We start from the raw sequence: 24,418 nt of genomic DNA, 5'->3' as shown, positions 1-24,418 counted from the left end.
GGAGCTCTCCATGTCCCGCGTTACCCTGAGTCGCTATTTGATTGAGCAAACCCGCAGCAACAACACTCCTGCCGATTTGCGTTTCCTGATCGAAGTGGTGGCGCGTGCGTGCAAGGAAATCAGCCACGCCGTCTCCAAAGGCGCGCTGGGCGGCGTGCTCGGCAGCATGGGTACTGAAAACGTACAAGGCGAAGTTCAGAAAAAACTCGACGTGATCTCCAACGAAATCCTGCTCGAAGCCAACGAATGGGGCGGTCACCTGGCCGGCATGGCGTCCGAAGAAATGGACAACGCCTACCAGATCCCGGGCAAATACCCGAAAGGTGCGTACCTGCTGGTTTTCGACCCACTGGACGGTTCGTCGAACATCGATATCAACGCCCCGGTCGGCACCATCTTCTCGGTGCTGCGTTGCCCGAATGAATACCTCAGCCAGAACGAACACCTGAACGAAAAGGCTTTCCTGCAGCCTGGCACCGAGCAGGTTGCTGCCGGTTATGCGATCTACGGCCCGCAAACCATGCTTGTGCTGACCCTGGGTGATGGCGTCAAAGGCTTCACCCTGGACCGCGAAATGGGCAGCTTCGTGCTGACCCACGAAGACATCACCATCCCGGAATCCACTCAGGAATTCGCGATCAACATGTCCAACCAGCGTCACTGGGAAGCCCCGGTCCAACGCTATGTCAGCGAGCTGCTGGCTGGCGAAGAAGGCCCGTTGAAGAAGAACTACAACATGCGCTGGGTCGCGGCGATGGTTGCCGATGTGCATCGCATCCTGACCCGTGGCGGCATGTTCATGTACCCGCGCGACAGCCGCGAGCCTTCAAAGCCGGGCAAACTGCGCCTGATGTATGAAGCCAACCCGATGTCGTTCCTGGTCGAGCAGGCGGGCGGCGCGTCCACCGACGGTCATCAACGCATCCTCGACATTCAACCTGAAGGCCTGCACCAGCGCGTCGCGGTTTACCTGGGTTCCAAGGAAGAAGTCGAGCGCGCTACGGCCTACCACAAGGAATAAACCATGATTGCCCCTTGGCTGCCTCTGCTGGAGTGGTGGTTCGGTTGTGCCGAAACCGCCACTGAAGTGGTGCTGGCCAAGGGCAAGCTGTGGTTCGGCAAGAAAAAAGCCCAGGACGCCGAGGCCCTCGCTCGCTTCGGTGATCTGGTCGACAAGGCATCGGCGGGCGGTCTGAACGAATGGGTGGCAAACCCGGACGGCTGGCTGGCCCTGGTGCTGTTGCTCGATCAACTGCCACGCATGATTTATCGCGACACCCCGAAAGCCTTCGCCGGTGATGCCCGCGCTCAGGCGTTGGTCGAACATGGCTTGAAACTTGGCCGCGACCAATTGCTCGATCCGCTGCAGCGCACCTTTATCTATCTGGTTCTGGAACACAGCGAAAACATCGACGCGCAAAATCAGGCCGTCGCCCGTTTCGCCGAACTGCTCCCGCTCCTGCCCGCCACCGACCGCGACTACTTCAAAGAAAGCCTCGACTATGCCGAGCGCCACCAGCAAATCATCGCCCGCTTCGGCCGCTTCCCCCACCGCAACGAAATCCTCGGCCGCCCTTCGACGGATGAGGAAATCGAGTTCCTGAAGGGGCGCGGGTCGAGGTTTTAACGATAGAACCGTTGTGATGACGATCATCTGTAGGAGCGAATTTATTCGCGAGAGGTCGTGATAAATGCAAAAATTTCCACTGGCACACTGCCCCCCTCCCGGATAAATCCGGTCCTACGGTATCGCGGGGGTTCAAAGCCCGATCGATTCACCCACCAAGGGAACCAGATCCGGTTTTTCTCTTCTAAGCTATCGGCACTACGCCAGCATGCTTGTCCGCCGGACCGTTGCTGTGACGTTGCCCCCTTCCGTTCAGGAGCTTCATCCATGTCTTTGCGCTCTCTCGCGTTGTTGTCGTTCTGCGTTTTGCTGGCAGCTTGCAGCAAGGTCACTCAGGAAAATTATTCGAAGATTTCTGCCGGCATGGGCAAGGGCCAGGTTGAGAGTCTGCTCGGCAGCCCGACTGAATGTTCCGGCGCGCTGGGCATGTCCAGTTGCACCTGGGGCGACAAGAACAGCTTTATCAGCGTGCAATATGCCGCCGACAAAGTGGTGCTGTTTTCGGGTCAGGGTCTGAAGTAAATCATGATCAAAGTACTGATGCGATTCAGCCTGGTGCTCATGGCGAGCTTTCTGGCCATTGGTTTTGCTCATTCGGCTGACTCGCTTGAGCCAAAGACGGTTGATAACGTCGACCTGAAGAAATATCAGGGCACCTGGTACGAGCTGGCGCGCCTGCCGATGTTTTTCCAGCGCAATTGCGCCCAGTCCGAAGCTCATTATTCGCTCAAGGACGACGGCAACGTTGGCGTGACCAACCGCTGCCAGACGGATGAAGGCAAGTGGCAAGAAGCAACTGGAACGGCATCGCCACAGGTTCCGGGCAAGACCGACAAGCTGTGGGTCGTGTTCGACAACTGGTTTTCGCGCCTGCTGCCGGGCCTGGCCAAGGGCGATTACTGGGTGTTGTACATCGGCGACGGTTACAAGACCGCCGTGGTCGGCAATCCGGATCGCAAATACCTGTGGCTGCTGTCGCGCACGCCCACCGTTTCGGACGCCACCAAGGCCGAACTGCTGAGCAAAGCCCAGCAACAAGGCTATGACACCACCAAGCTGATCTGGCGGGTTGAAGATTCGAAGATCGGTAAGGCTGGGAAGTGATCTCTGACCTGAAATGATTTCCCGTTGGAGCCGAGGTTGCTCGCGAAGAATTTGATGCGGTATGCCTGATGAACCGCGTCAGCCCTGTTCGCGGGCAAGCCTCGCTCCAACGTTACAAACGTCGGAGTTAACCCAACATCTCCCGCAATACCTGGGCAAATTCCCGATTGCTCTGCTCTTCCCCAGCGTGACGTCCTTCGCGCACGACCCATTGGCCGTTGACCATCACGTCGCGAATCTGCCGATCACCACCCGCAAACAACCAACGATTGAGAATCCCGTCGCCCGACGCCGTGGCGATATACGGATCATTGCCGTCCAGCACCAGCCAGTCGGCGCGTTGCCCGACCTGCAACTGGCCGATTGGCTGACCCAAGGCCTGCGCCCCGCCTGCCAACGCCGCGTCATATAACGTGCGGCCCACCATTGGCTGATCGCTGCGATACAGCCGGTTACGACGCTGGTCTCGCAAGCGCTGCCCATATTCCAGCCAGCGCAGCTCTTCGACGACACTGAGGGAAACGTGGCTGTCCGAGCCAATCCCCCAGCGCCCGCCCTGGGCAATGTAGTCGACAGCCGGGAAAATCCCGTCGCCCAGGTTCGCTTCCGTGGTCAGGCACAAACCCGCCACAGCACCACTTTTGGCCATCAGCGCAACCTCGTCCGGCTGGGCGTGAGTGGCGTGAACCAGACACCAGCGCTCGTCCACCGGCGCGTTCTCGTACAGCCATTGCAATGGCCGCCGCCCGCTCCAGGCCAGGCAGTCATCGACTTCCTTCTGTTGTTCGGCGATGTGGATATGCACCGGACATTGCCGGTCGCTGGCGCCCAGCACATCGCTGATCTGCTGCGGCGTGACCGCGCGCAACGAGTGAAAGCACAGCCCCAAGGCTTGCGCGGGCTGTTTTGCCAGCAGCGGTTGCAAGCGTGCCTGTAAATCCAGATAGCTCTCGGTGCTGTGGATAAATCGACGCTGACCTTCATTCGGCGCTTGCCCGCCAAAACCGGAATGGCTGTACAGCACCGGCAGCAGCGTCAGGCCAATACCGGCGGAGCTGGCGGCCTGGCTGATCTGCAACGCAAGTTCGGCGGGATCGGCGTAAGACTTGCCGTGGGTGTCTTGATGCACATAGTGGAATTCAGCCACCGAGGTGTAACCGCCCTTGAGCATCTCGATGTACAGCTGACGGGCGATGACGCCCAGTTGCTGCGGGCTGATCTGCCCGACCAGACGGTACATGAGGTCGCGCCAGGTCCAGAAGCTGTCGTTGGGATTGCCCGCCACCTCGGCCAGCCCGGCCATCGCCCGCTGAAAGGCGTGGGAATGCAGATTCGGCATGCCCGCCAGCAAAGGCCCCTTGAGCAACTCGGCGCCCTGAGCGTCGGCATCGGTTGTCAGCTGCGTAATAAAGCCATTGCTGACTTCAAGACGCACATTGTTGGCCCAGCCACTGGGTAATAATGCACGCTCGGCAAAGAAGGCGGACATGGCTCTGCATCCCGAAAAGAAGTGATTTGTATATACATATACAGACGTCTGCCTGCTGAGTAAACTCCGACAAGCTTGCCGCCGGACCGGTTAGTGGTTAGCGTGAGCACACTTACGTAACAGTCGACGCGCCACGTAACCTGCGTCGACATGACCATTGAAAACAAGGATTGCCCAGTGCCGACTCCGCCTGCCCTTTCTCCACTGGCCGCCCAGATGGGTGACAGTCCGGCGCCGCTGTACGCCCGAGTCAAGCACATGATCGCCCAGCAGATCCAGAATGGAACCTGGGCGCCGCATCACCGCGTGCCGTCGGAAAGCGAGCTGGTCACCCAACTGGGTTTCAGCCGCATGACCATCAATCGTGCCTTGCGTGAACTGACCGTCGAAGGCCTGCTGGTGCGGATGCAAGGTGTAGGAACATTCGTTGCAGAGCCCAAGAGTCAGTCGGCGCTGTTCGAAGTCCATAACATTGCCGATGAAATTGCCGCGCGCGGTCATCGCCACAGCTGCAAGGTCATCCTGCTCAATGAAGAAGCGGCCGGCTCGGAACGCGCCCTGGCTCTGGACATGCGCGAAGGCCAACGGGTATTTCATTCCCTGATCGTGCATTTCGAAAACGATCTGCCGGTGCAAATCGAAGACCGTTTCGTCAACGCGTCGGTCGCGCCGGATTACCTCAGACAGGATTTCACCCTGCAAACGCCCTATGCGTATCTGTCGCAAGTCGCACCGCTGACCGAAGGCGAGCACGTGGTCGAGGCGATTCTTGCCGAGCCCGACGAATGCACGCTGCTGCAAATCGAGCCGGGCGAGCCTTGCCTGCTGATTCGCCGCCGCACCTGGTCCGGCCGTCAGCCCGTCACGGCGGCCCGTCTGATTCATCCCGGTTCCCGCCACCGCCTGGAAGGACGTTTCAGCAAATGACCCGACTGACTGCTCTGCGCGCCGCCGATTACCCCCGCATGCCGTGGAAGAACGGCGGCGGCAGCACCGAAGAGATCACCCGCGATGCAGGCGTTGGCCTGGATGCTTTCGGCTGGCGGCTGTCGATTGCCGATATCGAAGCGTCGGGCGGGTTCTCCGTATTTGCCGGTTACCAACGCATCATCACCGTGCTGCAAGGGGCGGGCATGACCCTGGATGTGGACGGCGTGCTGACCGAGCCGCTGCTCCCCGGCGATCCGTTTGCCTTCAGCGGCGACAGCCAGGTCAGCTGCAATCTGCTTGATGGCCCGATTCGCGACTTCAATCTGATCTACGCTCCCCAGCGCTACCGCGCGAGCCTGAAGTGGATCGATGTCCTGCAACCGCAACGCCTGTTCACCTCCGCGCATACGCTGCTGCTGTTCAGCATTGCCCAGCAAATGGCCGCGAACCTGGGCGAACACCCGCCGCAATTGCTGGAAAAACATGATTGCCTGCAACTGGACAACGAGACCGGCACGCTGCAGGAAGTGGTGCTCTACGCACCCAAGGCCAGCCGCTGCTGCTTGATTGAACTCAGCAAGATCTGAATTCGCTACGCGCATTCGGCAGGACCGCACTTGTCCGGGAAGGCGTCGGGTGTGCCAAAGACATCTTCAGCGCTGGCACCGGCATCTTCGGGGACAAGTCCCCTCCTACCGAGGTGTATGACGCTGACGCGATAATTCACGTGACTACGCGCTTTGTCATGAATCACCTGTGCTAACTTGGCTGACTTTTTCAGGGAGCCTCGCCCGCCAATGACGACGATGAATAACAACAATAAAGAAACCCCGCGCGCCATCGCCATTCTTGCCAGCTTCCTGGCTTCCGAGTCCGCCGGCGGCATTGTCCTGATGGGCGCCGCGCTGGCAGCGCTGATCGTGGCCAACTCAGGTTTGGCAGCAGGTTATTTTTCGCTATTGCACAGCGTGTGGTTCGGCCTTTCCGTCGAGTTATGGATCAACGACGGGCTGATGGCGATCTTCTTTCTGATGGTCGGCCTGGAGATTAAACGCGAAGTGCTGGCGGGCGGCCTCGCCACTTGGGGGCAACGCGCGCTGCCCGGTTTTGCCGCAGCGGGCGGCATGCTGGTGCCGGCGCTGATCTACATCGCCATCAACTGGGGCAACCCGGAAACCATGAGCGGCTGGGCGATCCCGGCAGCCACTGACATCGCCTTTGCCCTCGGCGTGCTGTCCTTGCTCGGCAAGCGCGTGCCAACGTCGCTGAAAGTATTCCTCGCCGCGTTGGCGATTCTCGATGATCTGGGCGCAGTGACGATCATTGCCTTCTTCTACAGCTCCGGCCTGAACATGCCGATGCTGCTGGCGTCGTTCGTGACCTTGGGCATATTGATCGCCATGAATCGCCTGCAAGTGCGCCGCCTGCTGCCGTATTTGCTGCTGGGCTTGCTGCTGTGGTTCTTCGTCCTGCAATCGGGGGTTCACGCCACGCTGGCCGGGGTTGCGCTGGCGCTGTGCATTCCGCTAGGCAAACCCGAAGAAGAAGCGCGCTCGCCGCTGCTGTTTCTCGAAGAGAAGATGCATTACTGGGTCGCCTTCGCCATCGTGCCGATTTTCGGTTTTGCCAATGCGGGCGTATCGCTGTCCGGGATATCCCTGCAAAACCTCATCGATCCTGTGCCGTTGGGCGTCGCCCTTGGTTTGTTCGTGGGCAAACAGATCGGCGTATTCCTCGCCGCCGTACTGGCGATACGCGCAGGTCTGGCAGTGTTGCCCGAAGGCAGCAACTGGGTGCAGCTCTACGGCGTGGCGATTCTGTGCGGCATCGGCTTCACCATGAGCCTGTTCATTGGCAACCTGGCGTTTCCGGGTTCGGCGCATCTGGTGGACGAGGTGAAAGTCGGCGTGCTGATGGGTTCGGGACTGGCGGCGATTGTCGGCGTGATCCTGCTGCGCAGCAAAGTCTGCAAGCACTGAAATTTTATTTTCCAGGCACTGCATCCAGATTGATTTCTCGCGGGTAGTACAGATAAGCAGCCAATCGGGCTGCTCATCTGGAGAAACCTGCATGAACGCAAAACGCTTGCTCTGCCTGTCCGGTGCCGCCCTGGCCTTCACTTGCCTGGCACCTGCCGCCTTCGCCCAAAGCAATCTGCCGGAATCCGTTCGTGTGCCTGACGGCCACAAAATCAGCATGGAAACCACCGGCGTCGGCGAGATCACCTACGAGTGCCGCGCCAAAGCCAGCATGCCCAATGAAATGGAATGGACATTTGTCGGCCCTAAAGCCGCGCTCAATGATCGCAGCGGCAAACAGGTCGGCACTTACTTTGGCCCGCCCGCCACTTGGGAAGCCAAAGACGGCTCGAAAGTGACCGGCACGCAACTGGCTGTAGCGCCCGCTGGCGCTGGCAACATTCCGTATCAATTGGTCAAGGCCAATCCAGCCGAAGGCAAAGGTGCCATGACCGGGGTCGCGTACATCCAGCGCGTCGCCATCAAAGGCGGCGTAGCGCCTGCCACGGCTTGCGCAGCCAGCAATAGCGGCGCGAAAGAAGTGGTGAAATATCAGGCCGATTACATCTTCTGGGCCGCTAAATAACTCAGTTCAATCCAGATGAGTGCCGTGCAGGAACTGAGCTATGCTCCTGCGCGGGCGCTCTGGCTAAAGGCCAGGGCATAAGTGCTCTGCCGATGGCGTATCGACTTGTCTTCACACGAATCCCATTTTGATTACGAAGCAACACTGGATGCCTGCGCCCGAGGCGAACGGCAGGCGCTTGAGCGGCTGTATGCCCAGGAAAGCGCCCGGCTGCTGGGCGTGGCGCAACGACTGGTGCGCGACAGCGCTCTGGCGCAGGACATCGTGCATGACGCGTTCATCAAGATCTGGACCCGCGCGGCAAGCTTCGACCCAAGCCGAGGCTCGGCCCGTGGCTGGATTTTCAGCATCACTCGCAATCTGGCTTTGAATACGATCCGCGACAACGCCCGGGAAATTCAGGACGATGGCGATGATCAATCCCTTGAAGCACAGGCGACTCTGGAATGCTGGAACCAAACCGTGGACAGCTTCGATTGGCGAGTCAATCCGGGACGCATCGAGTTCTGCCTGGAACAACTGGAACCGGTGCGCCGCAATTGCGTGTTCCACGCGTATGTCGACGGCTACTCACATCAGGAAATCGCCAGCAAGCTCGGCGCGCCGCTGGGCACGGTCAAAGCCTGGATCAAGCGCAGCCTCACGGCGTTACGGGAGTGCATCGGATGAGTAACAGCCCGGGCAACGATCCCCACGAACCGATTGATGCATTGGCCGGCGAATACGTATTGGGCACCTTGTCGGCCGAGCAGCGTCGGGAAGTGCAACGCCGCATGCCTGACGAACCGGCGTTGCGCGCTGCCGTCGAGGCGTGGGAAGAACGCCTGCTGCCGCTGACCAATCTGGCCGAACCGGTCACTCCGCCGCCTCGGCTTTGGGCGCGCATCGAGCGCAGTGTCAACGAGCTGGTTGCACCCATTGATACATCGCGTCGCGAAATCGTACGCTGGTGGCAAAGCCTGTCGCTGTGGCGCGGCCTTGCCGGTGCCGGCCTTGCCGCGTCATTGGTGCTGGGCATCACGCTGCTCATGCGGCCCTCGCTGAATGCGCCTTCTTATCTGGTGGTGCTCGTCGCCCCGCAAGACAAGTCGCCCGGCTGGGTGATTCAGGCCAGCAACAGCCAGGAAATCCAGTTGATCCCGCTCAGCGTTACCGAAGTGCCAGCCGACAAGGCGCTGGAGTTCTGGACCAAGGCCGATGGCTGGCAAGGCCCTGTTTCCCTGGGCCTGGTCAAACCGGGCGAGACGCTGCATGTCCCACTGGACAAACTGCCGCCGCTGCAGCCCAACCAGCTGTTCGAGCTGACCCTGGAAAAATCCACCGGCTCCCCCATCGGCAAACCCACCGGCCCGATTCAATTCATTGGCCGCGCGGTAAAAGTCATCTGATCAACAGCGTGCCCCGTTTTGTTACCGAACGCCCCGAAACGAGGCAAAACGTCGTTTCAGTAACATCCTCCCGACTCGCCGCTTGATCCCCTCGCCTAAACCACAATGCGTCAACAGGCCCGGAATACGTGGGCTTGCGCGTTTTTCTGTGGCTCACTTAACGACCGCCACAAAAATTGGTCCTTCAATTGCATATGCTTGTATGTACAAGTAAAGCCAAGTGCATCGAATGACCCCTGCTACAGTCAATCGATGCCTGCGCCGCACTGACCCCAATTGCCCGCTCGCCATCTGAAGGCGGGGCCGGATTGATCGCTGAGGAGTTCGTTCGTGACCGAGAATAACCAACACTGGACCCGCTACCGTGACGTCGAAGTACGTGCTGCCCGTGGCACCCAGCTCACTGCCAAAAGCTGGATGACCGAAGCACCGCTGCGCATGCTGATGAACAATCTCGATCCGGAAGTTGCCGAGAACCCCAAGGAATTGGTGGTTTATGGCGGCATCGGTCGCGCCGCGCGCAATTGGGAATGCTACGACAAGATCGTCGAAAGCCTGACCAACCTGAATGACGACGAAACCCTGTTGATTCAGTCCGGCAAACCGGTCGGCGTGTTCAAGACCCACAGCAACGCGCCCCGTGTGCTGATCGCCAACTCCAACCTGGTGCCGCACTGGGCCAGCTGGGAACACTTCAACGAGCTGGATGCCAAGGGCCTGGCGATGTATGGCCAGATGACCGCCGGCAGCTGGATCTACATCGGCAGCCAGGGCATCGTGCAAGGCACTTACGAAACCTTCGTCGAGGCCGGTCGCCAGCATTACAACGGCAGCCTCAAGGGCAAATGGGTGCTGACCGCAGGCCTGGGCGGCATGGGCGGCGCGCAACCGTTGGCAGCAGGCATGGCCGGTGCCAGCTCGCTGAACATCGAATGCCAGCAGAGCCGCATCGACTTCCGCCTCAAGACCCGTTACGTCGACGAGCAAGCCGTGGACCTGGACGACGCCCTCGCACGCATCGCCAGATACACCGCTGAAGGCAAGGCTATTTCCATCGCGCTGTGTGGCAACGCTGCCGAAATTCTTCCGGAAATGGTCCGTCGCGGCGTGCGCCCGGACATGGTCACCGACCAGACCAGCGCCCACGACCCGCTCAATGGATATCTGCCAAAAGGCTGGAGCTGGGACGAGTACCGCGCCCGCTCGCTGACCGAACCGGCTGCGGTGGTCAAAGCTGCCAAGCAATCCATGGCGGTCCACGTCGAAGCCATGCTCGCGTTCCAGAAAATGGGCATTCCGACGTTCGACTATGGCAACAACATTCGTCAGATGGCCAAGGAAGAAGGCGTAGAAAATGCCTTCGACTTCCCGGGATTTGTTCCCGCCTACATTCGTCCGTTGTTCTGCCGTGGCGTAGGACCGTTCCGTTGGGCAGCTTTGTCCGGCGACCCGGAAGATATCTACAAGACTGACGCCAAGGTCAAGGAGCTGATCCCGGATGACGCTCACTTGCACAATTGGCTGAACATGGCCCGCGAGCGCATTGCGTTTCAGGGTCTTCCGGCGCGGATTTGCTGGGTCGGCCTGGGCCAGCGCGCCATGCTCGGCCTGGCGTTCAACGAAATGGTCCGCAGCGGCGAACTGTCGGCGCCGGTGGTGATTGGCCGCGACCATCTGGACTCCGGCTCGGTCGCCAGTCCGAATCGTGAAACTGAATCGATGCAGGACGGCTCAGATGCAGTGTCCGACTGGCCGCTGCTCAACGCCCTGCTCAATACCGCGAGCGGCGCGACCTGGGTTTCACTGCACCACGGTGGCGGCGTCGGCATGGGCTTTTCCCAGCACTCGGGCATGGTCATCGTCTGCGACGGCACTGACGAAGCCGCCGAACGCATAGCTCGCGTCCTGCATAACGACCCGGCGACGGGCGTGATGCGTCACGCCGATGCGGGTTATCAGATCGCAATTGACTGCGCCAACGAGAAGGGCTTGAACCTGCCGATGATTGGCAGCTGAAACAAACAGATGCCCGTAGGACCGGCTTCAGCCGGGAGGGCGCTCTCCCGGCTGAAGCCGGTCCTACGGATACATTCGATGTTTGATATGAGCCAGTAACACCAGCAGGGACAACAACGCTCAGGACCATCAAGTGTCCAAGCGTCGGGCCGGATGCCTGTTTTTGATCGGAAACTGCCAATCCCATTTCCTGACTCGGAGCTTCAATAATGAAAATGAACAAGGCCCTGCTTTCCACGACGCTTTGCCTGGGAATGCTCACCGCTGCCGGTGCAAGCCAGGCAGCTGGCTGGTGCGAGTCTGGCAAGCCGGTGAAATTCGCCGGTCTGAACTGGGAAAGCGCAATGCTGCTGACCGACGTGCTGCAGGTTGTGCTGAACAAAGGCTACGGCTGTGAAGTCGACAGCCTGCCTGGCAACTCCATCACCATGGAAAATGCTTTGAGCACCAATGACATTCAGGTGTTCGCCGAGGAATGGGTAGGCCGCAGCGAAGTCTGGAACAAGGCCGAGAAAGCCGGGAAAGTCGTGGGTGTCGGTGCGCCGGTCAAAGGCGCAATCGAAGGCTGGTACGTGCCGCGCTATGTGATCGAAGGCGATGCCAAGCGCAAGCTGGAAGCCAAGGCGCCAAACCTCAAGTCGATCAGCGATCTGGCCCAGTATTCGACCTTGTTCAAAGATGCCGAAGAACCAGACAAGGGCCGTTTCTACAACTGCCCGGCAGGCTGGACCTGCGAGCTGGAAAACTCCGAGATGCTCAAGAGCTACGGCCTGGAAAGCAAGTACACCAACTTCCGCCCAGGCACCGGCCCGGCGCTGGATGCGGCGATTCTGTCCAGCTACAAACGTGGCGAGCCGATCCTGACGTACTACTGGTCGCCGACGCCGCTGATGGGCCAGGTGGACATGGTTCGTCTTGAAGAGAAAGCCGGGGTGAACAAGACCATCGACATCAAGGTCGGCCTGTCCAAAGCCTTCCACGAGCAGGCACCGGAGCTGGTGGCGGTGATGGAAAAGGTCAACATCCCGATTGATCTGCTGAACCAGAACCTGGCGCGGATGACCAAGGATCGCATCGAGTCGCCGAAACTGGCGAAGATCTTCCTCAAGGAACATCCTGAAGTCTGGCACGCCTGGGTCAGCGAAGAAGCGGCCAAAAAGGTTGATGCTTCGTTGTAAAGGCAAAGTGTGGGATCGGCTTTAGCCGGGAAGGCGGCACAACCCCGTAGGACCGGCTTTAGCCGGGAGATGTGCAGCGAATGCACCGGCGTCCTCCCGGCTGAAGCCGGTCCTGCAGATCAACCGCAATCCAGGCTTCATCCCGGGTGAAGCCGGTCCCACAGGTCAACTGCAATCCAGTAAGAGAGCACCTTTATGTTCCCCGAAAGCTTCACGTTCTCCATCGCCAACTGGGTCAATGACTGGGTTGACAAGCTGGTCACCAATTATGGCGATGTGTTCAGGCACATTTCCGACACGCTGCTGTGGGCCATCGTCCGGCTTGAAGGTTTGCTGCGCGTCGCACCATGGTGGGTGTTGCTCGCCATTGTCGGCGGCATTGCCTGGCATGCGACGCGTAAATGGACCACCACTGCCGTGATCGTCGGCCTGCTGTTTCTGGTGGGCGCGGTCGGCTTGTGGGACAAACTCATGCAGACCCTGGCGCTGATGCTGGTCGCCACGTTGATTTCGGTGGTCATCGGCATACCGCTGGGCATTCTGTCGGCGCGCAGCAATCGCCTGCGTTCGTTTCTCATGCCGCTGCTGGACATCATGCAGACCATGCCCAGCTTCGTGTACCTGATCCCGGTGCTGATGCTGTTCGGCCTGGGCAAGGTGCCGGCGATTTTCGCCACCGTGATCTACGCCGCGCCGCCGCTGATTCGCCTGACGGACCTGGGCATTCGCCAGGTCGATGGCGAAGTCATGGAAGCGATCAACGCGTTCGGTGCCAATCGCTGGCAGCAACTGTTTGGCGTGCAACTGCCGCTGGCCCTGCCGAGCATCATGGCCGGGATCAACCAGACCACGATGATGGCGCTGTCGATGGTGGTCATCGCGTCAATGATCGGCGCTCGCGGACTGGGCGAAGACGTACTGGTAGGGATTCAGACACTCAACGTCGGGCGCGGGCTGGAAGCCGGTCTGGCCATCGTGATTCTCGCGGTGGTGATCGACCGCATCACTCAGGCCTATGGCCGCCCACGGCATGAGGCGAACAAATGATGAGCGTTGAACCGAATAAAATCGTGGTCAAGAACGTCTACAAGATTTTCGGCAGCCGCGCCCAGGACGCGCTGAACATGGTCCGCCAGAATCAGAGCAAGGATCAGGTCCTGGCACAGACAGGCTGCGTGGTCGGCGTGAACGACCTGTCCCTGTCGATTGGCAGCGGCGAAATTTTCGTGATCATGGGCCTTTCCGGCTCGGGCAAATCGACGCTGGTGCGCCATTTCAATCGGCTGATCGATCCCACCAGCGGCGAAATCCTCGTCGATGGCGAGAACATTCTGACCTACGACATGGAAGCCTTGCGCCAATTCCGTCGGCACAAGATCAGCATGGTGTTCCAGAGTTTCGGCCTGCTGCCGCACAAGACCGTGCAGGACAACGTCGCCTACGGCCTGAAAGTACGCGGCGAGACCAAAGAGCATTGCGTCGAGCGCGCATTGCACTGGATCAGCACCGTGGGTCTCAAAGGCTACGAAAACAAATACCCGCATCAGCTCTCCGGCGGCATGCGCCAACGGGTCGGTCTGGCGCGAGCCCTGGCGGCGGACACCGACATCATTCTGATGGATGAAGCGTTCAGCGCCCTGGATCCGCTGATTCGCGCCGAGATGCAGGATCAGTTGCTGGAACTGCAAAGCGCCCTGAAGAAAACCATCGTGTTCATCACCCACGATCTGGACGAAGCCGTGCGCATCGGCAACCGGATCGCGATCCTCAAGGATGGCCGCCTGATTCAGGTCGGCACCCCAAAAGAAATCCTCCACTCCCCTGCAGATGATTACGTAGATCGTTTCGTGCAGCGTCGTGCGGTCACTTTGTAAGGACGTTCGAGATGTCGCCAGTTGAAGAAATCGTAATCGGCGAAGGCCCGCTGCGTTGGCAGGATGTGGTTGCGGTGGCCCGTAACGGCGCGCACTTGAGCCTGTCGGCCAGCGCCTGGGCGCGAATCGACAATGCACAGGCCATCGTCGAATGCATCGTCGCCAGCGGCGAGCGCGCTTATGGCGTGAATACCGGGCTGGGCGCGTTGTGCAACGTCTCGCTGCATGGCGAGCAGTTGAGCCAGCTGTCACGCAACACCTTGCTCAGCCATGCCTGCGGCGTTGGCGCGGCGCTGCCCGATGAACAGACCCGAGCGATCATCTGCGCGGCAATCATCAATTACACCCAGGGCAAGTCCGGCCTGCATCGGCAAGTGGTCGAAGCCTTGCTGACCTTGCTCAACCGGCAGATTACTCCGCAGGTTCCGTCCCAGGGTTCGGTCGGCTACCTCACGCACATGGCGCACATCGGCATCGCGCTGCTGGGTGTCGGCAACGTCAGCTATCGCGGCCACATCATGCCGGCCTTGCAGGCGCTGGACGCTGAAGGCCTGAGCCCGGTGGTCCTCGGCGCCAAGGACGGCTTGTGTCTGGTCAACGGCACGCCGTGCATGACCGGTTTGAGCTGCCTGGCCATCGCCGACGCGCAACGCCTGACGCACTGGGCCGATGTGGTCGGCGCCATGAGCTTCGAAGCGCTGCGCGGCCAACTGAATGCTTTCGACGCAGAAATCATCGCGCTTAAACCGCATCCCGGCATGCAGATCGTCGGCAGCAACCTGCGCAGCCTGCTCGATGGCAGCGAAGTGCTCGCCAACAGCCAGGGTATTCGTACTCAGGACGCGCTGAGCATTCGTTCGATTCCGCAGGTCCATGGCGCCACTCGCGATCAGCTGGCCCATGCAACCCGGCAGATCGAAATCGAGCTGAATTCCGCAACTGACAACCCGTTATTGCTGGGCACGCCCGAAGCGTATCGCGTGGTGTCCCAGGCCAACCCGCACGGTCAATCCGTGGCGATGGCGGCGGATTTGCTGGCGATTGCCGTGGCGGAACTGGGCTCAATCGCCGAGCGTCGCCTGGATCGCCTGATCAACCCGACGGTCAGCGGTTTGCCAGCGTTTCTGGTCAGCCAGCCGGGGGTCAACTCGGGGATGATGATCGTCCAGTACGTCGCCGCGTCGCTGTGCGCGGAAAACCGGCAACTGGCGCAACCGGCGGTCACCGACAATTACGTGACCTCCGGCTTACAGGAAGATCACCTGAGCATGGGCACCAACGCGGCGCTGAAACTGCACCGGGTGCTGGATAACGCCACGCAGATTCTGGCTATCGAATATTTACTGGCGGCCCAGGCGTTCGAATTCCTCAAGGGCCAGCGTTTTGGCGTCGGCACCGACGTCGCCTGGCGCCTGCTGCGCGAACAGGTCCCGGCCTACGACGAAGACCGCTGGCTCGCCCCGGACATCGCCGCCAGCGCGGAATTGCTCAGGAGTGAAGCGTTGCTGGAAACGGTGTATCGCAGTTGTCGCAACGTAGCAGCCATTAACACCGCTGGAGCGAGGCTTGCCCGCGAATACGACGGCTCAGACGCGACGAATCGGTCGGATGCAGCGGCCTCTTCGCGGGCAAGCCTCGCTCCAACGAACAACATTGATGGCGACCCCAAGACGTATAGACATCCGTGACACGAGATGTCAGCCAGGCGACACCCGACACACGTTGATTCGAGCAACGCAGCCAAGCGGTTATCCTTGCCGCCCTGAACAACTGGCAGTTCGCTGGAAAGAACGGAATTGGATTGGAAATGACGTCACAACAAGGTTTGAAACGCGGGCTGTCGGCCCGTCACATTCGCTTCATGGCGCTGGGATCGGCGATTGGCACCGGGCTGTTCTACGGTTCGGCCTCGGCCATCCAGATGGCCGGGCCGGCAGTGTTGCTCGCCTACCTGATCGGCGGCGCGGCGGTGTTCATGGTCATGCGCGCCCTGGGCGAAATGGCGGTGCACAATCCGGTGGCGGGCTCGTTCAGCGAATACGCCAGCACGTATCTGGGACCGATGGCGGGCTTTGTTCTGGGCTGGACCTACGCCTTTGAAATGATCATCGTCTGCCTCGCCGACGTGACCGCCTTCGGCATTTATATGGGCTTCTGGTTCCCGGATGTGCCGCGCTGGATCTGGGTGCTGGGCATCGTGTTCCTGATCGGTGCGCTGAACCTGTGCAACGTCAAGGTATTCGGCGAAACCGAGTTCTGGCTGTCGCTGCTCAAGGTCAGCGCCATTGTCGCGATGATCGTTGCCGGTTTCGGCCTGTTGCTGTTCGGCGTCACTCTGACGGGCGCAGAAACCGTGCCCAGCGTCAGCAATCTGTGGAGCCACGGCGGCTTCATGCCCAACGGTATCGGCGGCCTGATTGCCTGTTTCGCGGTGGTGATGTTCGCGTTCGGCGGCATCGAAATCATCGGCATCACGGCGGGCGAAGCGCAGGATCCGCAACACACCATCCCGCGCGCGATCAACGCGGTGCCGCTACGCATCCTGCTGTTCTACGTGCTGACGCTGTTCGTGCTGATGTCGCTGTTTCCCTGGTCGCAGATCACCAAGGCCAACAGCCCGTTCGTGCAGATTTTCTCCAGCCTTGGGATTCCATGGGCCGCCGCGCTGCTGAATATCGTGGTGATTTCCGCCGCTGTGTCAGCGATCAACAGCGATATCTTCGGCGCCGGGCGCATGATGTATGGCCTGTCCCAACAGGGCCAGGCACCCAAAAGCTTTTCCCGACTGTCGAAACAAGGCGTGCCGTGGATGACCGTGCTGGTGATGGGCATCGCCTTGCTCGGTGGTGTGCTGCTCAATTACCTGATCCCGGAAAACGTGTTCCTGCTGATCGCTTCGCTGGCCACCTTCGCCACTGTCTGGGTCTGGCTGATGATTCTGCTGACGCAAGTGGCGATGCGCCGCGCCATGAGTCGCGAAGAAGTCGCGCAGCTGAAATTCCCGGTGCCGTTCTGGCCCGCCGCTCCGGCAGCGGCCATCGTTTTCATGCTGTTCATCTTCGGCGTGCTCGGCTACTTCCCGGACAACCGCGCGGCGCTGATCGTCGGTGCGGCTTGGGTCATGTTGCTGGTGGTCGCTTACAACGTCGGGTTCAAACCCGGCATCCATAATCAAAAAAACACCAACCTGACCCGATAGCCTCGGAGGCCCCGAATGAAAACGCTCTGGAAGCACTGCCATGTGGCAAGCATGGCGCAAGGCAAATACTCGATCATCGAGGATGCCGCCATCGTGACCTCTGGAGCGTGTATCGAATGGATCGGGCCTCAAGCACAGCTGACCGAGGCGAACTATGAGAGCGTCGTTGATCTTAACGGCGCGTGGGTCACGCCGGGGCTGATCGACTGCCATACGCACACCGTGTTCGGCGGTAATCGCAGCGGCGAATTCGAGCAGCGCCTGCAAGGGGTGAGCTACGCCGAGATCGCCGCAGCCGGCGGCGGCATTGCCAGCACCGTGCGTGCGACTCGCGCTGCCAGCGAAGACGAGTTGTACGCCAGCGCGGAAAATCGCCTGCGGCATTTGCTCAAGGACGGCGTGACCACAGTCGAGATGAAGTCCGGCTACGGCCTGGACCTGGCCAATGAGCGCAAGCTGCTGCGGGTCATCCGCCGCCTGGGCAACACATTGCCGATCACCGTGCGCAGCACCTGCCTGGCCGCTCATGCCTTGCCGCCGGAATACACCGACCGCGCCGACGACTACATCAACCACATCTGCAGCGAAATGCTCCCCGCGCTGGCCGATGAAGGGCTGGTCGACGCGGTGGATGCGTTTTGCGAATACCTGGCGTTTTCCCCGGCGCAGGTCGAGCAGGTGTTCATCACGGCGGGCCAGCTGGGTTTGCCGGTGAAATTGCACGCCGAACAATTATCCTCCCTGGCGGGTTCCAGTCTGGCGGCGCGCTATCAGGCGTTGTCGGCGGACCATCTGGAGTTCATGACCGAAGCCGACGCCATCGCCATGGGTGCGGCCGGAACCGTCGCCGTGTTGCTGCCCGGCGCTTATTACTTCCTGCGCGAAACCCAACTGCCGCCCATGGATGCCCTGCGCAAACATGGCGTCGATATCGCTATCGCCAGCGACCTCAACCCCGGCACGTCTCCCGCGCTGTCATTGCGCCTGATGCTGAACATGGCGTGTACGCTGTTTCGCATGACACCCGAAGAAGCCCTCGCGGGCGTGACGATCAATGCCGCCAAGGCGCTGGGCATGGGCGACACCCATGGCTCGCTGGAAGTGGGCAAGTTCGCCGATTTCGTGGCCTGGAACATCGAACGCCCAGCCGACCTGGCCTATTGGCTGGGCGGCGATCTGGACAAACGCATCGTGCGCCACGGCGTCGAATCCCTGATTTAAGGAGAGACCGATGGACAAGGTTCTGACATTTTCTCGCGGCCGCGCGCCGCTGCTGATCAGCATGCCCCACGCCGGATTACAGCTGACGCCTGCGGTGCAAGCTGGCCTTGTGGATGAGGCGTTGAGCCTGCCGGACACCGACTGGCACATCCCGCAACTCTATGACTTCGCCGCCGAGCTGGGCGCCAGCACCCTGGCAGCTGAATACTCGCGTTTCGTCATCGACCTGAATCGCCCGTCCGACGACAAACCGCTGTATGCCGGCGCGACCACCGGGCTGTTCCCGTCGATCCTGTTCGATGGCGTGCCGCTGTTCAAGGAAGGCCAGGCGCCGAGCGCCGAAGAACGCGCACGTTATCTGGAGCAGATCTGGACGCCGTACCACCAGACGATTGAGCAAGAGCTGACAAGGCTGCGTGACGAATTCGGCTATGCGCTGTTGTTTGATGCCCACTCGATTCGCGGACATATCCCACACCTGTTTGAAGGCCGCCTGCCGGATTTCAACCTCGGCACCTTCAACGGCGCCAGTTGCGATGCAGCGTTGGGCCAGCACGCCGAAGCCATCTGCGCCGCAGCGACCGATTACAGCCATGTACTCAATGGCCGCTTCAAAGGCGGCCACATCACCCGCCACTACGGCGATCCGGCCAACAATATCCATGCCGTGCAACTGGAACTGACCCAGAGCACGTACATGGAAGAGTTTGTGCCGTTTCATTACCGGCCTGATCTGGCGGAGCCGACGCGGGTGGTTTTAAAGGAGTTGCTGGAGGGGATGATTCAATGGGGCAAGGCTAAATACGGTAGGTAATCGTAATCCGTGGGAGCGAGCAAGCTCGCTCCCACACGAGGCTCGCTGTTTACTTTTTAAGCAACCGCAACCCGTTGAACACCACCAGCAAGCTCACGCCCATATCGGCGAACACCGCCATCCACATGGTCGCCATGCCAGCAAAGGTGACGACCAGGAAGATCGCCTTGATCACCAGCGCCAGGATGATGTTCTGCTTCAAGATCGCCGAGGTGCGGCGCGACAGTTGTATAAATGCCGGGATCTTGCGCAGATCGTCGTCCATCAGGGCAACATCAGCGGTTTCAATCGCTGTGTCGGTACCGGCAGCCGCCATGGCGAAACCGATTTCGGCGCGAGCCAGGGCTGGCGCGTCGTTGATGCCGTCGCCGACCATGCCGACTCGATGACCTTGGGCGTACAGCGCCTCGATGGCCTGCAACTTGTCAGCCGGCATCAGATTGCCTTGCGCCTGATCGATGCCCACCTGCGCAGCGATCGCCTTGGCGGTGTGCGGGTTATCGCCCGTCAACATCAGGGTTTTCACGCCCAGCGCATGCAGCTGCTCAATGGCTTCGCGGCTGCTGTCCTTGACGGTATCGGCCACGGCGAACAACGCCAGCGGACCGCTGCTATCCAGCAACAGCACGACGCTTTTGCCCTGTTTTTCCAGCGCATCGAGTTGCACTTCCAGCTCTGGCGAACACAAGCCCAGCTCTTCCACCAAGCGGTGGTTGCCCAGGTGATACACCTGGCCATTGATCTCGCCGCGCACCCCGCGACCGGCCAACGCTTCCAAAGCCATGACCTCATGCAACGTCAGGCTCTTTTCCGCTGCCTGGGCGATGGCCAGGGAAACCGGGTGATCGGAGCGGCCAGCCAGGCTGGCGACAATCGCCGGAACCCGCTCGCCAGCTGATTCCTGAAGCAGCACATAGTCGGTCTGCACCGGCTTGCCATGGGTAATGGTGCCGGTTTTGTCCAGCGCCAGATAATCCAGCTCCTGGCCCATTTCCAGATAAACGCCGCCTTTGATCAGGATGCCTTTACGCGCGGCAGCCGCCAGGCCACTGACAATCGTCACTGGCGTGGAAATCACCAGCGCACACGGACATGCGACCACCAGCAACACCAGCGCGCGGTAGATCCAGTCAAACCATACCGCGCCCATGAACAGCGGCGGGATGATCGCCACGGCCAAAGCCAGCAGGAACACCGCGGGGGTGTAGATGCGCGAAAAGCTGTCGACAAAACGCTGAGTCGGCGCGCGTGCGCCCTGCGCGGCTTCCACCGCATGAATGATCCGCGCCAGCGTCGAGTTGTTGGCCGCAGCAGTCACCTTGTATTCCAGCGATCCCGACTGATTGATCGTGCCAGCAAAGACTTTGTCGCCTTCAGCCTTCTCCACCGGCAGGCTTTCCCCGGTAATCGGCGCCTGATCGATGGTGGAGTTACCGGAGACCACTTCGCCGTCCAGCGCAATGCGTTCGCCCGGTTTTACCCGGACGATGGCGCCAAGCTCGATGCTTTTCGCGTCCAGTTCTAGCCATTGACCATCCGCTTGCTGCACCGTCGCCACTTCCGGCGTCAGTTGCAGCAGCCCGCCGATTGCGTTGCGGGCGCGGTCCAGGGATTTGGCTTCGATCAACTCGGCCACAGTAAACAGGAACATCACCATGGCCGCTTCCGGCCATTGCCCGATCAGCACGGCACCGGTTACGGCGATGCTCATCAACGCATTGATGTTCAGGTTGAAGTTCTTGAGGGCGATCCAGCCTTTTTTGTAGGTGGTGAGTCCGCCACTGAGAATGGCGACCAACGCGACCAGTGCAACCACCCAGTTCGGCGCCAGCTCAGCGAAGTGAATCACTTCCGAAGTCAACGCGGCGACGCCCGACAACGCCAGCGGCCACCAAGGTTTTTTCGCCGGTGGCAACGAAGCCGACTCAGTACCGGCGCCCTCTTCAATCGGCTCGGCCTGCATGCCCAATGACGAAATCGCGTCGCGAATCGGGTCAGTGGACGGCAATTCGTGCCAGACGCCGAGCATGCGATTGATCAGGTTGAATTCGAGTTTCTGCACCCCGGCCAGCTTGCCCAGTTTGTTCTGGATCAAAGTCTGCTCGGTAGGACAATCCATCTGCTCGATGCGGAAACTGCTCAGCCGACCGCCAGACGCAGGCGCATCGCCGAAGGTAACTACAGCGGGTGCGGCATCCGCCGAACAGCAGCTGTGTTCATGCTTGGCGTGACTGTGTTCCGCATGGGCATGATCGTGCGCCGAATGGTCGTGTTCGGCATGTTGGTGTTTCGGATCGATTGGGGTCGCTTGGCTCATGGTCCAGTCCTTTGACTTGCTTGTTGCCAAGTGAACACCCTGTAGCCACTATAGGGTCAAGCACCAAAACAGGATCGACGCGATGAAGATTGGCGAACTGGCGAAATTGACCGACGCGCAGGTGGAAACCATCCGCTATTACGAGCGCGAAGGCTTGCTGCCGCCTCCAGCGCGCAGTGAGGGCAATTACCGGCTGTATACCCAGGCGCATGTGGAGCGGCTGACGTTCATCCGCAATTGCCGTGGCCTGGACATGACCCTCGAAGAGATTCGCAGCCTGCTCAACCTGCGCGACAGTCCGCAGGACCAATGTGAAAGCGTCAACGCGCTGATCGACGAGCACATCCAGCACGTCAACACCCGCATCGCCAGCCTGCAAGCCTTGCAGACGCAACTGCTCGACCTGCGAGAACGCTGCAGCGAAGGCGCCCCGGATCATTGCGGGATTCTGGATCGACTGGAGGTCAGCGGCGGCGTGGCGACGCTGGAGTCAGAGCATTCCCATGTGGGCAGGAGTCATGGGCATTGAAGCTTCGCGGGTATGTATGTCGTAGGACCGGCTTTAGCCGGGAGAGGGCCAGAACACCCGCTGCATTTCCTAGGTCAGAAATAACAGCCTCCCGGCTAAAGCCGGTCCTACGGGTCAGCGGCGGCGTGGCGACGCTGGAGTCAGAGCATTCCCATGTGGGCAGGAGTCATGGGCATTGAAGCCTCGCGGGTATGTATGCAGGACCGGCTTTAGCCGGGAGAGGGCCAGAACACCCGCTGCATTTCCTAGGTCAGAAATAACAGCCTCCCGGCTAAAGCCGGTCCTACAGGCTTTGCATTAAACAGCCATCGGCGCCGTCATCGCCGGATGGTGTTGGTAACCTTCCAGGGTGAAGTCCGAGGGTTCGATCTGCTCCAGCCATTCCGGCTGATAAACGCCGGTCCTGGCAAACTCGGGCACGCGCTCGGAGATCACCAGTTTCGGCATCGGGAACGGCTCGCGGGTCAGTTGCTCATTGAGCATGTCCAGATGGTTTTCGTAGACATGGGCATCGCCGATGAAATACGTGAACCAGCGCGGCGTGTAGCCCGTCAGGCGACCAATCAGACTGAGCAAGGCCGCGCCTTCGGTCAGGTTGAACGGCGTGCCCAGCCCCAGATCATTGGAGCGGATGTACAGAGTCAGGGAGATTTCTTTAGTCGCCTGATTCGGGTGAAACTGATACAGCAAATGGCAAGGCGGCAAAGCCATTTCGTCCAGTTGCGCACAGTTCCAGCCGTGGAACAGGATCCGGCGGCTGCCAGGATCCTTGATGATCGTGTCGACGCACTGGCGAATCTGGTCGATGGCCTTGTACAGCACGACGTAAGCCTGGCCGTCTTCTTCAGACTGGGCGATCTGCTGATAACCATGGCTCAGCGCCAGCTCGATGGCCGCCGGATTGCTCAGGTCGATACGCTTGTAAGCGGGCCATTTGCGCCACTGCACGCCATAGATTTCGCCCAGATCGTCGTCGCCCTTGCGGAACGGATTGTCCAGCCACTGGGCGTTTTCGTTGGCGTTCTGATCCCAGACCTTACAGCCCAGCTCGCGAAATTCAGCAGCGTTGTTCACGCCGCGCAGAAAGCCGACCATCTCGCCAATGGCCGATTTGAACGCCATGCGCCGCGTGGTGATCGCCGGGAAGCCTTCCTGCAGGTCATAGCGCAGCATGGCGCCGGGAAAGCTGATGGTATTCACGCCGGTGCGGTTGGCTTGCAGCGTGCCGTTCTTGATGACGTGAGCGACGAGTTCCAGATATTGCTTCATAAATTACCTGCATCGATGAATCCGCCGGGCAGCAAAACCCGGCGCTTCGGTGTTAAACCGTTTTGACCGCGGGTGCGCGATTGTACGCCAGCCAGATCAGCACGATACCGGCGATGATCATCGGCAAACTGAGCACCTGACCCATGGTCAGCCAGCCCCACGCCAGATAGCCCAGCTGCGCATCCGGGACGCGGACGAACTCGACGATGAAACGAAAAATCCCGTAAAACAAGGCGAACATCCCGGAAATCGCCATGGTCGGGCGGGGTTTGCGCGAGAACAGATAGAGGATGAGGAACAGCGCTACGCCTTCCAGCGCGAACTGATACAGCTGCGACGGGTGACGTGCCAGCTGCGCCGGGTCGCTGAACGGCGGGAAGACCATGGCCCACGGCAGGTCAGTCGGCTTGCCCCACAATTCGGCATTGATGAAGTTGCCGATACGCCCGGCGCCCAGACCAATTGGCACCAGCGGCGCGATGAAGTCCATGAGTTCGAAGAACGATTTGCCATTGCGGCGGGCGAAAAACCAGGCCGCCAACATCACGCCGACGAACCCGCCATGGAACGCCATGCCGCCCTTCCAGACCTCGAAGATCAGCAGCGGATTGGCGATGTACGCGGGCAGATCGTAGAACAACACGTAACCCAGCCGCCCGCCGACGATAACGCCCATGGCCAGCCAGAAAATCATGTCGGAGAGCTTTTCTTTGGTCCAGGTCGGATCGAAGCTGTTCAGACGTCGCGATGCCAGCAGCCACGCACCACCGATGCCGACCAGATACATCAATCCGTACCAGTGAATTTGCAGCGGGCCGATAGCCACCGCCACTGGGTCAATCTGCGGGTAAGGCAGCAT

Annotated in this window: 23 protein-coding genes; 19 read left to right on the top strand and 4 right to left on the bottom strand. The window is 60.3% G+C overall.

Annotation, left to right across the window (positions count from 1 at the left end):
- Window positions 1-10 precede the first annotated feature (10 nt).
- The 4 genes from CFII64_RS24230 to CFII64_RS24215 all read left to right on the top strand — a co-directional run bounded on the left by CFII64_RS24230 (window position 11) and on the right by CFII64_RS24215 (window position 2,731).
- Window positions 11-1,021: a class 1 fructose-bisphosphatase gene (locus CFII64_RS24230; protein WP_020293500.1), complete on the top strand. Its 1,011-nt coding sequence runs from the start codon at window positions 11-13 to the stop codon at window positions 1,019-1,021.
- A 3-nt stretch (window positions 1,022-1,024) separates the two neighbouring features.
- The gene (locus CFII64_RS24225; protein ID WP_020293499.1) at window positions 1,025-1,627 is read left to right on the top strand and encodes a DUF924 family protein; all 603 of its coding nucleotides are present in this window, start codon (window positions 1,025-1,027) and stop codon (window positions 1,625-1,627) included.
- 267 nt (window positions 1,628-1,894) lie between these two features.
- Complete coding sequence (locus CFII64_RS24220) at window positions 1,895-2,149, top strand: lipoprotein (RefSeq protein ID WP_020293498.1); 255 nt, start codon at window positions 1,895-1,897, stop codon at window positions 2,147-2,149.
- Between the two features lie 3 nt (window positions 2,150-2,152).
- On the top strand, window positions 2,153-2,731 hold the full coding sequence (locus tag CFII64_RS24215) for a lipocalin family protein (protein WP_020293497.1): 579 nt from the start codon (window positions 2,153-2,155) through the stop codon (window positions 2,729-2,731).
- 127 nt (window positions 2,732-2,858) lie between these two features.
- Here the strand turns inward: CFII64_RS24215 and CFII64_RS24210 are convergent, their stop codons facing one another.
- Window positions 2,859-4,220: a formimidoylglutamate deiminase gene (locus tag CFII64_RS24210; protein WP_020293496.1), complete on the bottom strand. Its 1,362-nt coding sequence runs from the start codon at window positions 4,218-4,220 to the stop codon at window positions 2,859-2,861.
- 150 nt (window positions 4,221-4,370) lie between these two features.
- Here CFII64_RS24210 and hutC point away from each other — a divergent pair, with 150 nt between their 5' ends.
- The 14 genes from hutC (at window position 4,371) to hutG (ending at window position 19,444) form a co-directional block, all read left to right on the top strand.
- The gene (hutC, locus tag CFII64_RS24205) at window positions 4,371-5,147 is read left to right on the top strand and encodes a histidine utilization repressor (RefSeq protein ID WP_177325446.1); all 777 of its coding nucleotides are present in this window, start codon (window positions 4,371-4,373) and stop codon (window positions 5,145-5,147) included.
- The gene (locus CFII64_RS24200) at window positions 5,144-5,737 is read left to right on the top strand and encodes a HutD family protein (protein ID WP_020293494.1); all 594 of its coding nucleotides are present in this window, start codon (window positions 5,144-5,146) and stop codon (window positions 5,735-5,737) included. The genes hutC and CFII64_RS24200 overlap by 4 nt, the downstream gene beginning before the upstream one ends.
- A gap of 219 nt (window positions 5,738-5,956) precedes the next feature.
- Window positions 5,957-7,129, top strand: coding sequence for a Na+/H+ antiporter NhaA (gene nhaA / locus CFII64_RS24195; RefSeq protein WP_020293493.1), 1,173 nt, complete (start codon window positions 5,957-5,959; stop codon window positions 7,127-7,129).
- Between the two features lie 91 nt (window positions 7,130-7,220).
- Entirely contained in the window at window positions 7,221-7,754 is a 534-nt protein-coding gene (locus CFII64_RS24190; RefSeq protein ID WP_020293492.1) for a DUF3455 domain-containing protein, read from the top strand.
- 105 nt (window positions 7,755-7,859) lie between these two features.
- Window positions 7,860-8,423: a sigma-70 family RNA polymerase sigma factor gene (locus CFII64_RS24185; protein ID WP_020293491.1), complete on the top strand. Its 564-nt coding sequence runs from the start codon at window positions 7,860-7,862 to the stop codon at window positions 8,421-8,423.
- Window positions 8,420-9,142, top strand: coding sequence for an anti-sigma factor domain-containing protein (locus CFII64_RS24180; RefSeq protein WP_020293490.1), 723 nt, complete (start codon window positions 8,420-8,422; stop codon window positions 9,140-9,142). Before CFII64_RS24185 ends, CFII64_RS24180 begins: the two co-directional genes overlap by 4 nt.
- A gap of 330 nt (window positions 9,143-9,472) precedes the next feature.
- A complete protein-coding gene (gene hutU / locus CFII64_RS24175) occupies window positions 9,473-11,158 on the top strand; it encodes a urocanate hydratase (RefSeq protein ID WP_020293489.1) in 1,686 nt (561 codons plus the stop codon).
- Window positions 11,159-11,367: 209 nt separating this feature from the next.
- A complete protein-coding gene (locus CFII64_RS24170) occupies window positions 11,368-12,336 on the top strand; it encodes an ABC transporter substrate-binding protein (protein ID WP_020293488.1) in 969 nt (322 codons plus the stop codon).
- Window positions 12,337-12,531: 195 nt separating this feature from the next.
- Window positions 12,532-13,383, top strand: a complete 852-nt coding sequence (locus CFII64_RS24165; RefSeq protein WP_020293487.1) for a proline/glycine betaine ABC transporter permease — start codon at window positions 12,532-12,534, stop codon at window positions 13,381-13,383.
- Window positions 13,380-14,210: a glycine betaine/L-proline ABC transporter ATP-binding protein gene (locus CFII64_RS24160; protein WP_020293486.1), complete on the top strand. Its 831-nt coding sequence runs from the start codon at window positions 13,380-13,382 to the stop codon at window positions 14,208-14,210. Before CFII64_RS24165 ends, CFII64_RS24160 begins: the two co-directional genes overlap by 4 nt.
- 11 nt (window positions 14,211-14,221) lie before the next feature.
- Window positions 14,222-15,898 carry a histidine ammonia-lyase gene (gene hutH, locus CFII64_RS24155; RefSeq protein WP_020293485.1) on the top strand — a complete coding sequence of 559 codons (1,677 nt, stop codon included), beginning with the start codon at window positions 14,222-14,224 and terminating at the stop codon, window positions 15,896-15,898.
- A 119-nt stretch (window positions 15,899-16,017) separates the two neighbouring features.
- The gene (locus CFII64_RS24150; protein WP_020293484.1) at window positions 16,018-17,409 is read left to right on the top strand and encodes an amino acid permease; all 1,392 of its coding nucleotides are present in this window, start codon (window positions 16,018-16,020) and stop codon (window positions 17,407-17,409) included.
- 15 nt (window positions 17,410-17,424) lie between these two features.
- Complete coding sequence (gene hutI, locus CFII64_RS24145) at window positions 17,425-18,630, top strand: imidazolonepropionase (RefSeq protein ID WP_020293483.1); 1,206 nt, start codon at window positions 17,425-17,427, stop codon at window positions 18,628-18,630.
- 10 nt (window positions 18,631-18,640) lie between these two features.
- Window positions 18,641-19,444: an N-formylglutamate deformylase gene (gene hutG / locus CFII64_RS24140; RefSeq protein ID WP_020293482.1), complete on the top strand. Its 804-nt coding sequence runs from the start codon at window positions 18,641-18,643 to the stop codon at window positions 19,442-19,444.
- A 49-nt stretch (window positions 19,445-19,493) separates the two neighbouring features.
- Here hutG and CFII64_RS24135 read toward each other — a convergent pair whose 3' ends face one another.
- On the bottom strand, window positions 19,494-21,761 hold the full coding sequence (locus CFII64_RS24135; RefSeq protein WP_020293481.1) for a heavy metal translocating P-type ATPase: 2,268 nt from the start codon (window positions 21,759-21,761) through the stop codon (window positions 19,494-19,496).
- Between the two features lie 82 nt (window positions 21,762-21,843).
- On the opposite strand from CFII64_RS24135, the gene cadR reads away from it, so the two are divergent.
- Entirely contained in the window at window positions 21,844-22,290 is a 447-nt protein-coding gene (gene cadR / locus CFII64_RS24130) for a Cd(II)/Pb(II)-responsive transcriptional regulator (RefSeq protein WP_020293480.1), read from the top strand.
- A 297-nt stretch (window positions 22,291-22,587) separates the two neighbouring features.
- Here the strand turns inward: cadR and CFII64_RS24125 are convergent, their stop codons facing one another.
- Both CFII64_RS24125 and lgt read right to left on the bottom strand, forming a co-directional pair.
- Window positions 22,588-23,559 (bottom strand): thymidylate synthase, encoded by a 972-nt coding sequence (locus CFII64_RS24125; protein ID WP_020293479.1) that lies wholly within the window; start codon window positions 23,557-23,559, stop codon window positions 22,588-22,590.
- A 52-nt stretch (window positions 23,560-23,611) separates the two neighbouring features.
- On the bottom strand, window positions 23,612-24,418 hold the full coding sequence (gene lgt, locus CFII64_RS24120; RefSeq protein WP_020293478.1) for a prolipoprotein diacylglyceryl transferase: 807 nt from the start codon (window positions 24,416-24,418) through the stop codon (window positions 23,612-23,614).

It is taken from the genome of Pseudomonas sp. CFII64 (assembly GCF_000416235.1).
Taxonomy (GTDB): Bacteria; Pseudomonadota; Gammaproteobacteria; order Pseudomonadales; family Pseudomonadaceae; genus Aquipseudomonas.
The sequence above is the reverse complement of the archived record's forward strand: the minus strand, read 5'-3'. Positions and strand labels throughout refer to the sequence as shown.

What these genes read in the sequence shown, in the direction of transcription:
- CFII64_RS24230 (WP_020293500.1), top strand. Translation starts at nt 11, where the DNA reads ATGTCCCGCGTTACCCTGAGTCGCTATTTGATTGAGCAAACCCGCAGC.
- CFII64_RS24225 (WP_020293499.1), top strand. Translation starts at nt 1,025, where the DNA reads ATGATTGCCCCTTGGCTGCCTCTGCTGGAGTGGTGGTTCGGTTGTGCC.
- CFII64_RS24220 (WP_020293498.1), top strand. Translation starts at nt 1,895, where the DNA reads ATGTCTTTGCGCTCTCTCGCGTTGTTGTCGTTCTGCGTTTTGCTGGCA.
- CFII64_RS24215 (WP_020293497.1), top strand. Translation starts at nt 2,153, where the DNA reads ATGATCAAAGTACTGATGCGATTCAGCCTGGTGCTCATGGCGAGCTTT.
- CFII64_RS24210 (WP_020293496.1), bottom strand. Translation starts at nt 4,220, where the DNA reads ATGTCCGCCTTCTTTGCCGAGCGTGCATTATTACCCAGTGGCTGGGCC.
- hutC (WP_177325446.1), top strand. Translation starts at nt 4,371, where the DNA reads ATGACCATTGAAAACAAGGATTGCCCAGTGCCGACTCCGCCTGCCCTT.
- CFII64_RS24200 (WP_020293494.1), top strand. Translation starts at nt 5,144, where the DNA reads ATGACCCGACTGACTGCTCTGCGCGCCGCCGATTACCCCCGCATGCCG.
- nhaA (WP_020293493.1), top strand. Translation starts at nt 5,957, where the DNA reads ATGAATAACAACAATAAAGAAACCCCGCGCGCCATCGCCATTCTTGCC.
- CFII64_RS24190 (WP_020293492.1), top strand. Translation starts at nt 7,221, where the DNA reads ATGAACGCAAAACGCTTGCTCTGCCTGTCCGGTGCCGCCCTGGCCTTC.
- CFII64_RS24180 (WP_020293490.1), top strand. Translation starts at nt 8,420, where the DNA reads ATGAGTAACAGCCCGGGCAACGATCCCCACGAACCGATTGATGCATTG.
- CFII64_RS24170 (WP_020293488.1), top strand. Translation starts at nt 11,368, where the DNA reads ATGAAAATGAACAAGGCCCTGCTTTCCACGACGCTTTGCCTGGGAATG.
- CFII64_RS24165 (WP_020293487.1), top strand. Translation starts at nt 12,532, where the DNA reads ATGTTCCCCGAAAGCTTCACGTTCTCCATCGCCAACTGGGTCAATGAC.
- CFII64_RS24160 (WP_020293486.1), top strand. Translation starts at nt 13,380, where the DNA reads ATGATGAGCGTTGAACCGAATAAAATCGTGGTCAAGAACGTCTACAAG.
- hutH (WP_020293485.1), top strand. Translation starts at nt 14,222, where the DNA reads ATGTCGCCAGTTGAAGAAATCGTAATCGGCGAAGGCCCGCTGCGTTGG.
- CFII64_RS24150 (WP_020293484.1), top strand. Translation starts at nt 16,018, where the DNA reads ATGACGTCACAACAAGGTTTGAAACGCGGGCTGTCGGCCCGTCACATT.
- hutI (WP_020293483.1), top strand. Translation starts at nt 17,425, where the DNA reads ATGAAAACGCTCTGGAAGCACTGCCATGTGGCAAGCATGGCGCAAGGC.
- hutG (WP_020293482.1), top strand. Translation starts at nt 18,641, where the DNA reads ATGGACAAGGTTCTGACATTTTCTCGCGGCCGCGCGCCGCTGCTGATC.
- CFII64_RS24135 (WP_020293481.1), bottom strand. Translation starts at nt 21,761, where the DNA reads ATGAGCCAAGCGACCCCAATCGATCCGAAACACCAACATGCCGAACAC.
- cadR (WP_020293480.1), top strand. Translation starts at nt 21,844, where the DNA reads ATGAAGATTGGCGAACTGGCGAAATTGACCGACGCGCAGGTGGAAACC.
- CFII64_RS24125 (WP_020293479.1), bottom strand. Translation starts at nt 23,559, where the DNA reads ATGAAGCAATATCTGGAACTCGTCGCTCACGTCATCAAGAACGGCACG.
- lgt (WP_020293478.1), bottom strand. Translation starts at nt 24,418, where the DNA reads ATGCTGCCTTACCCGCAGATTGACCCAGTGGCGGTGGCTATCGGCCCG.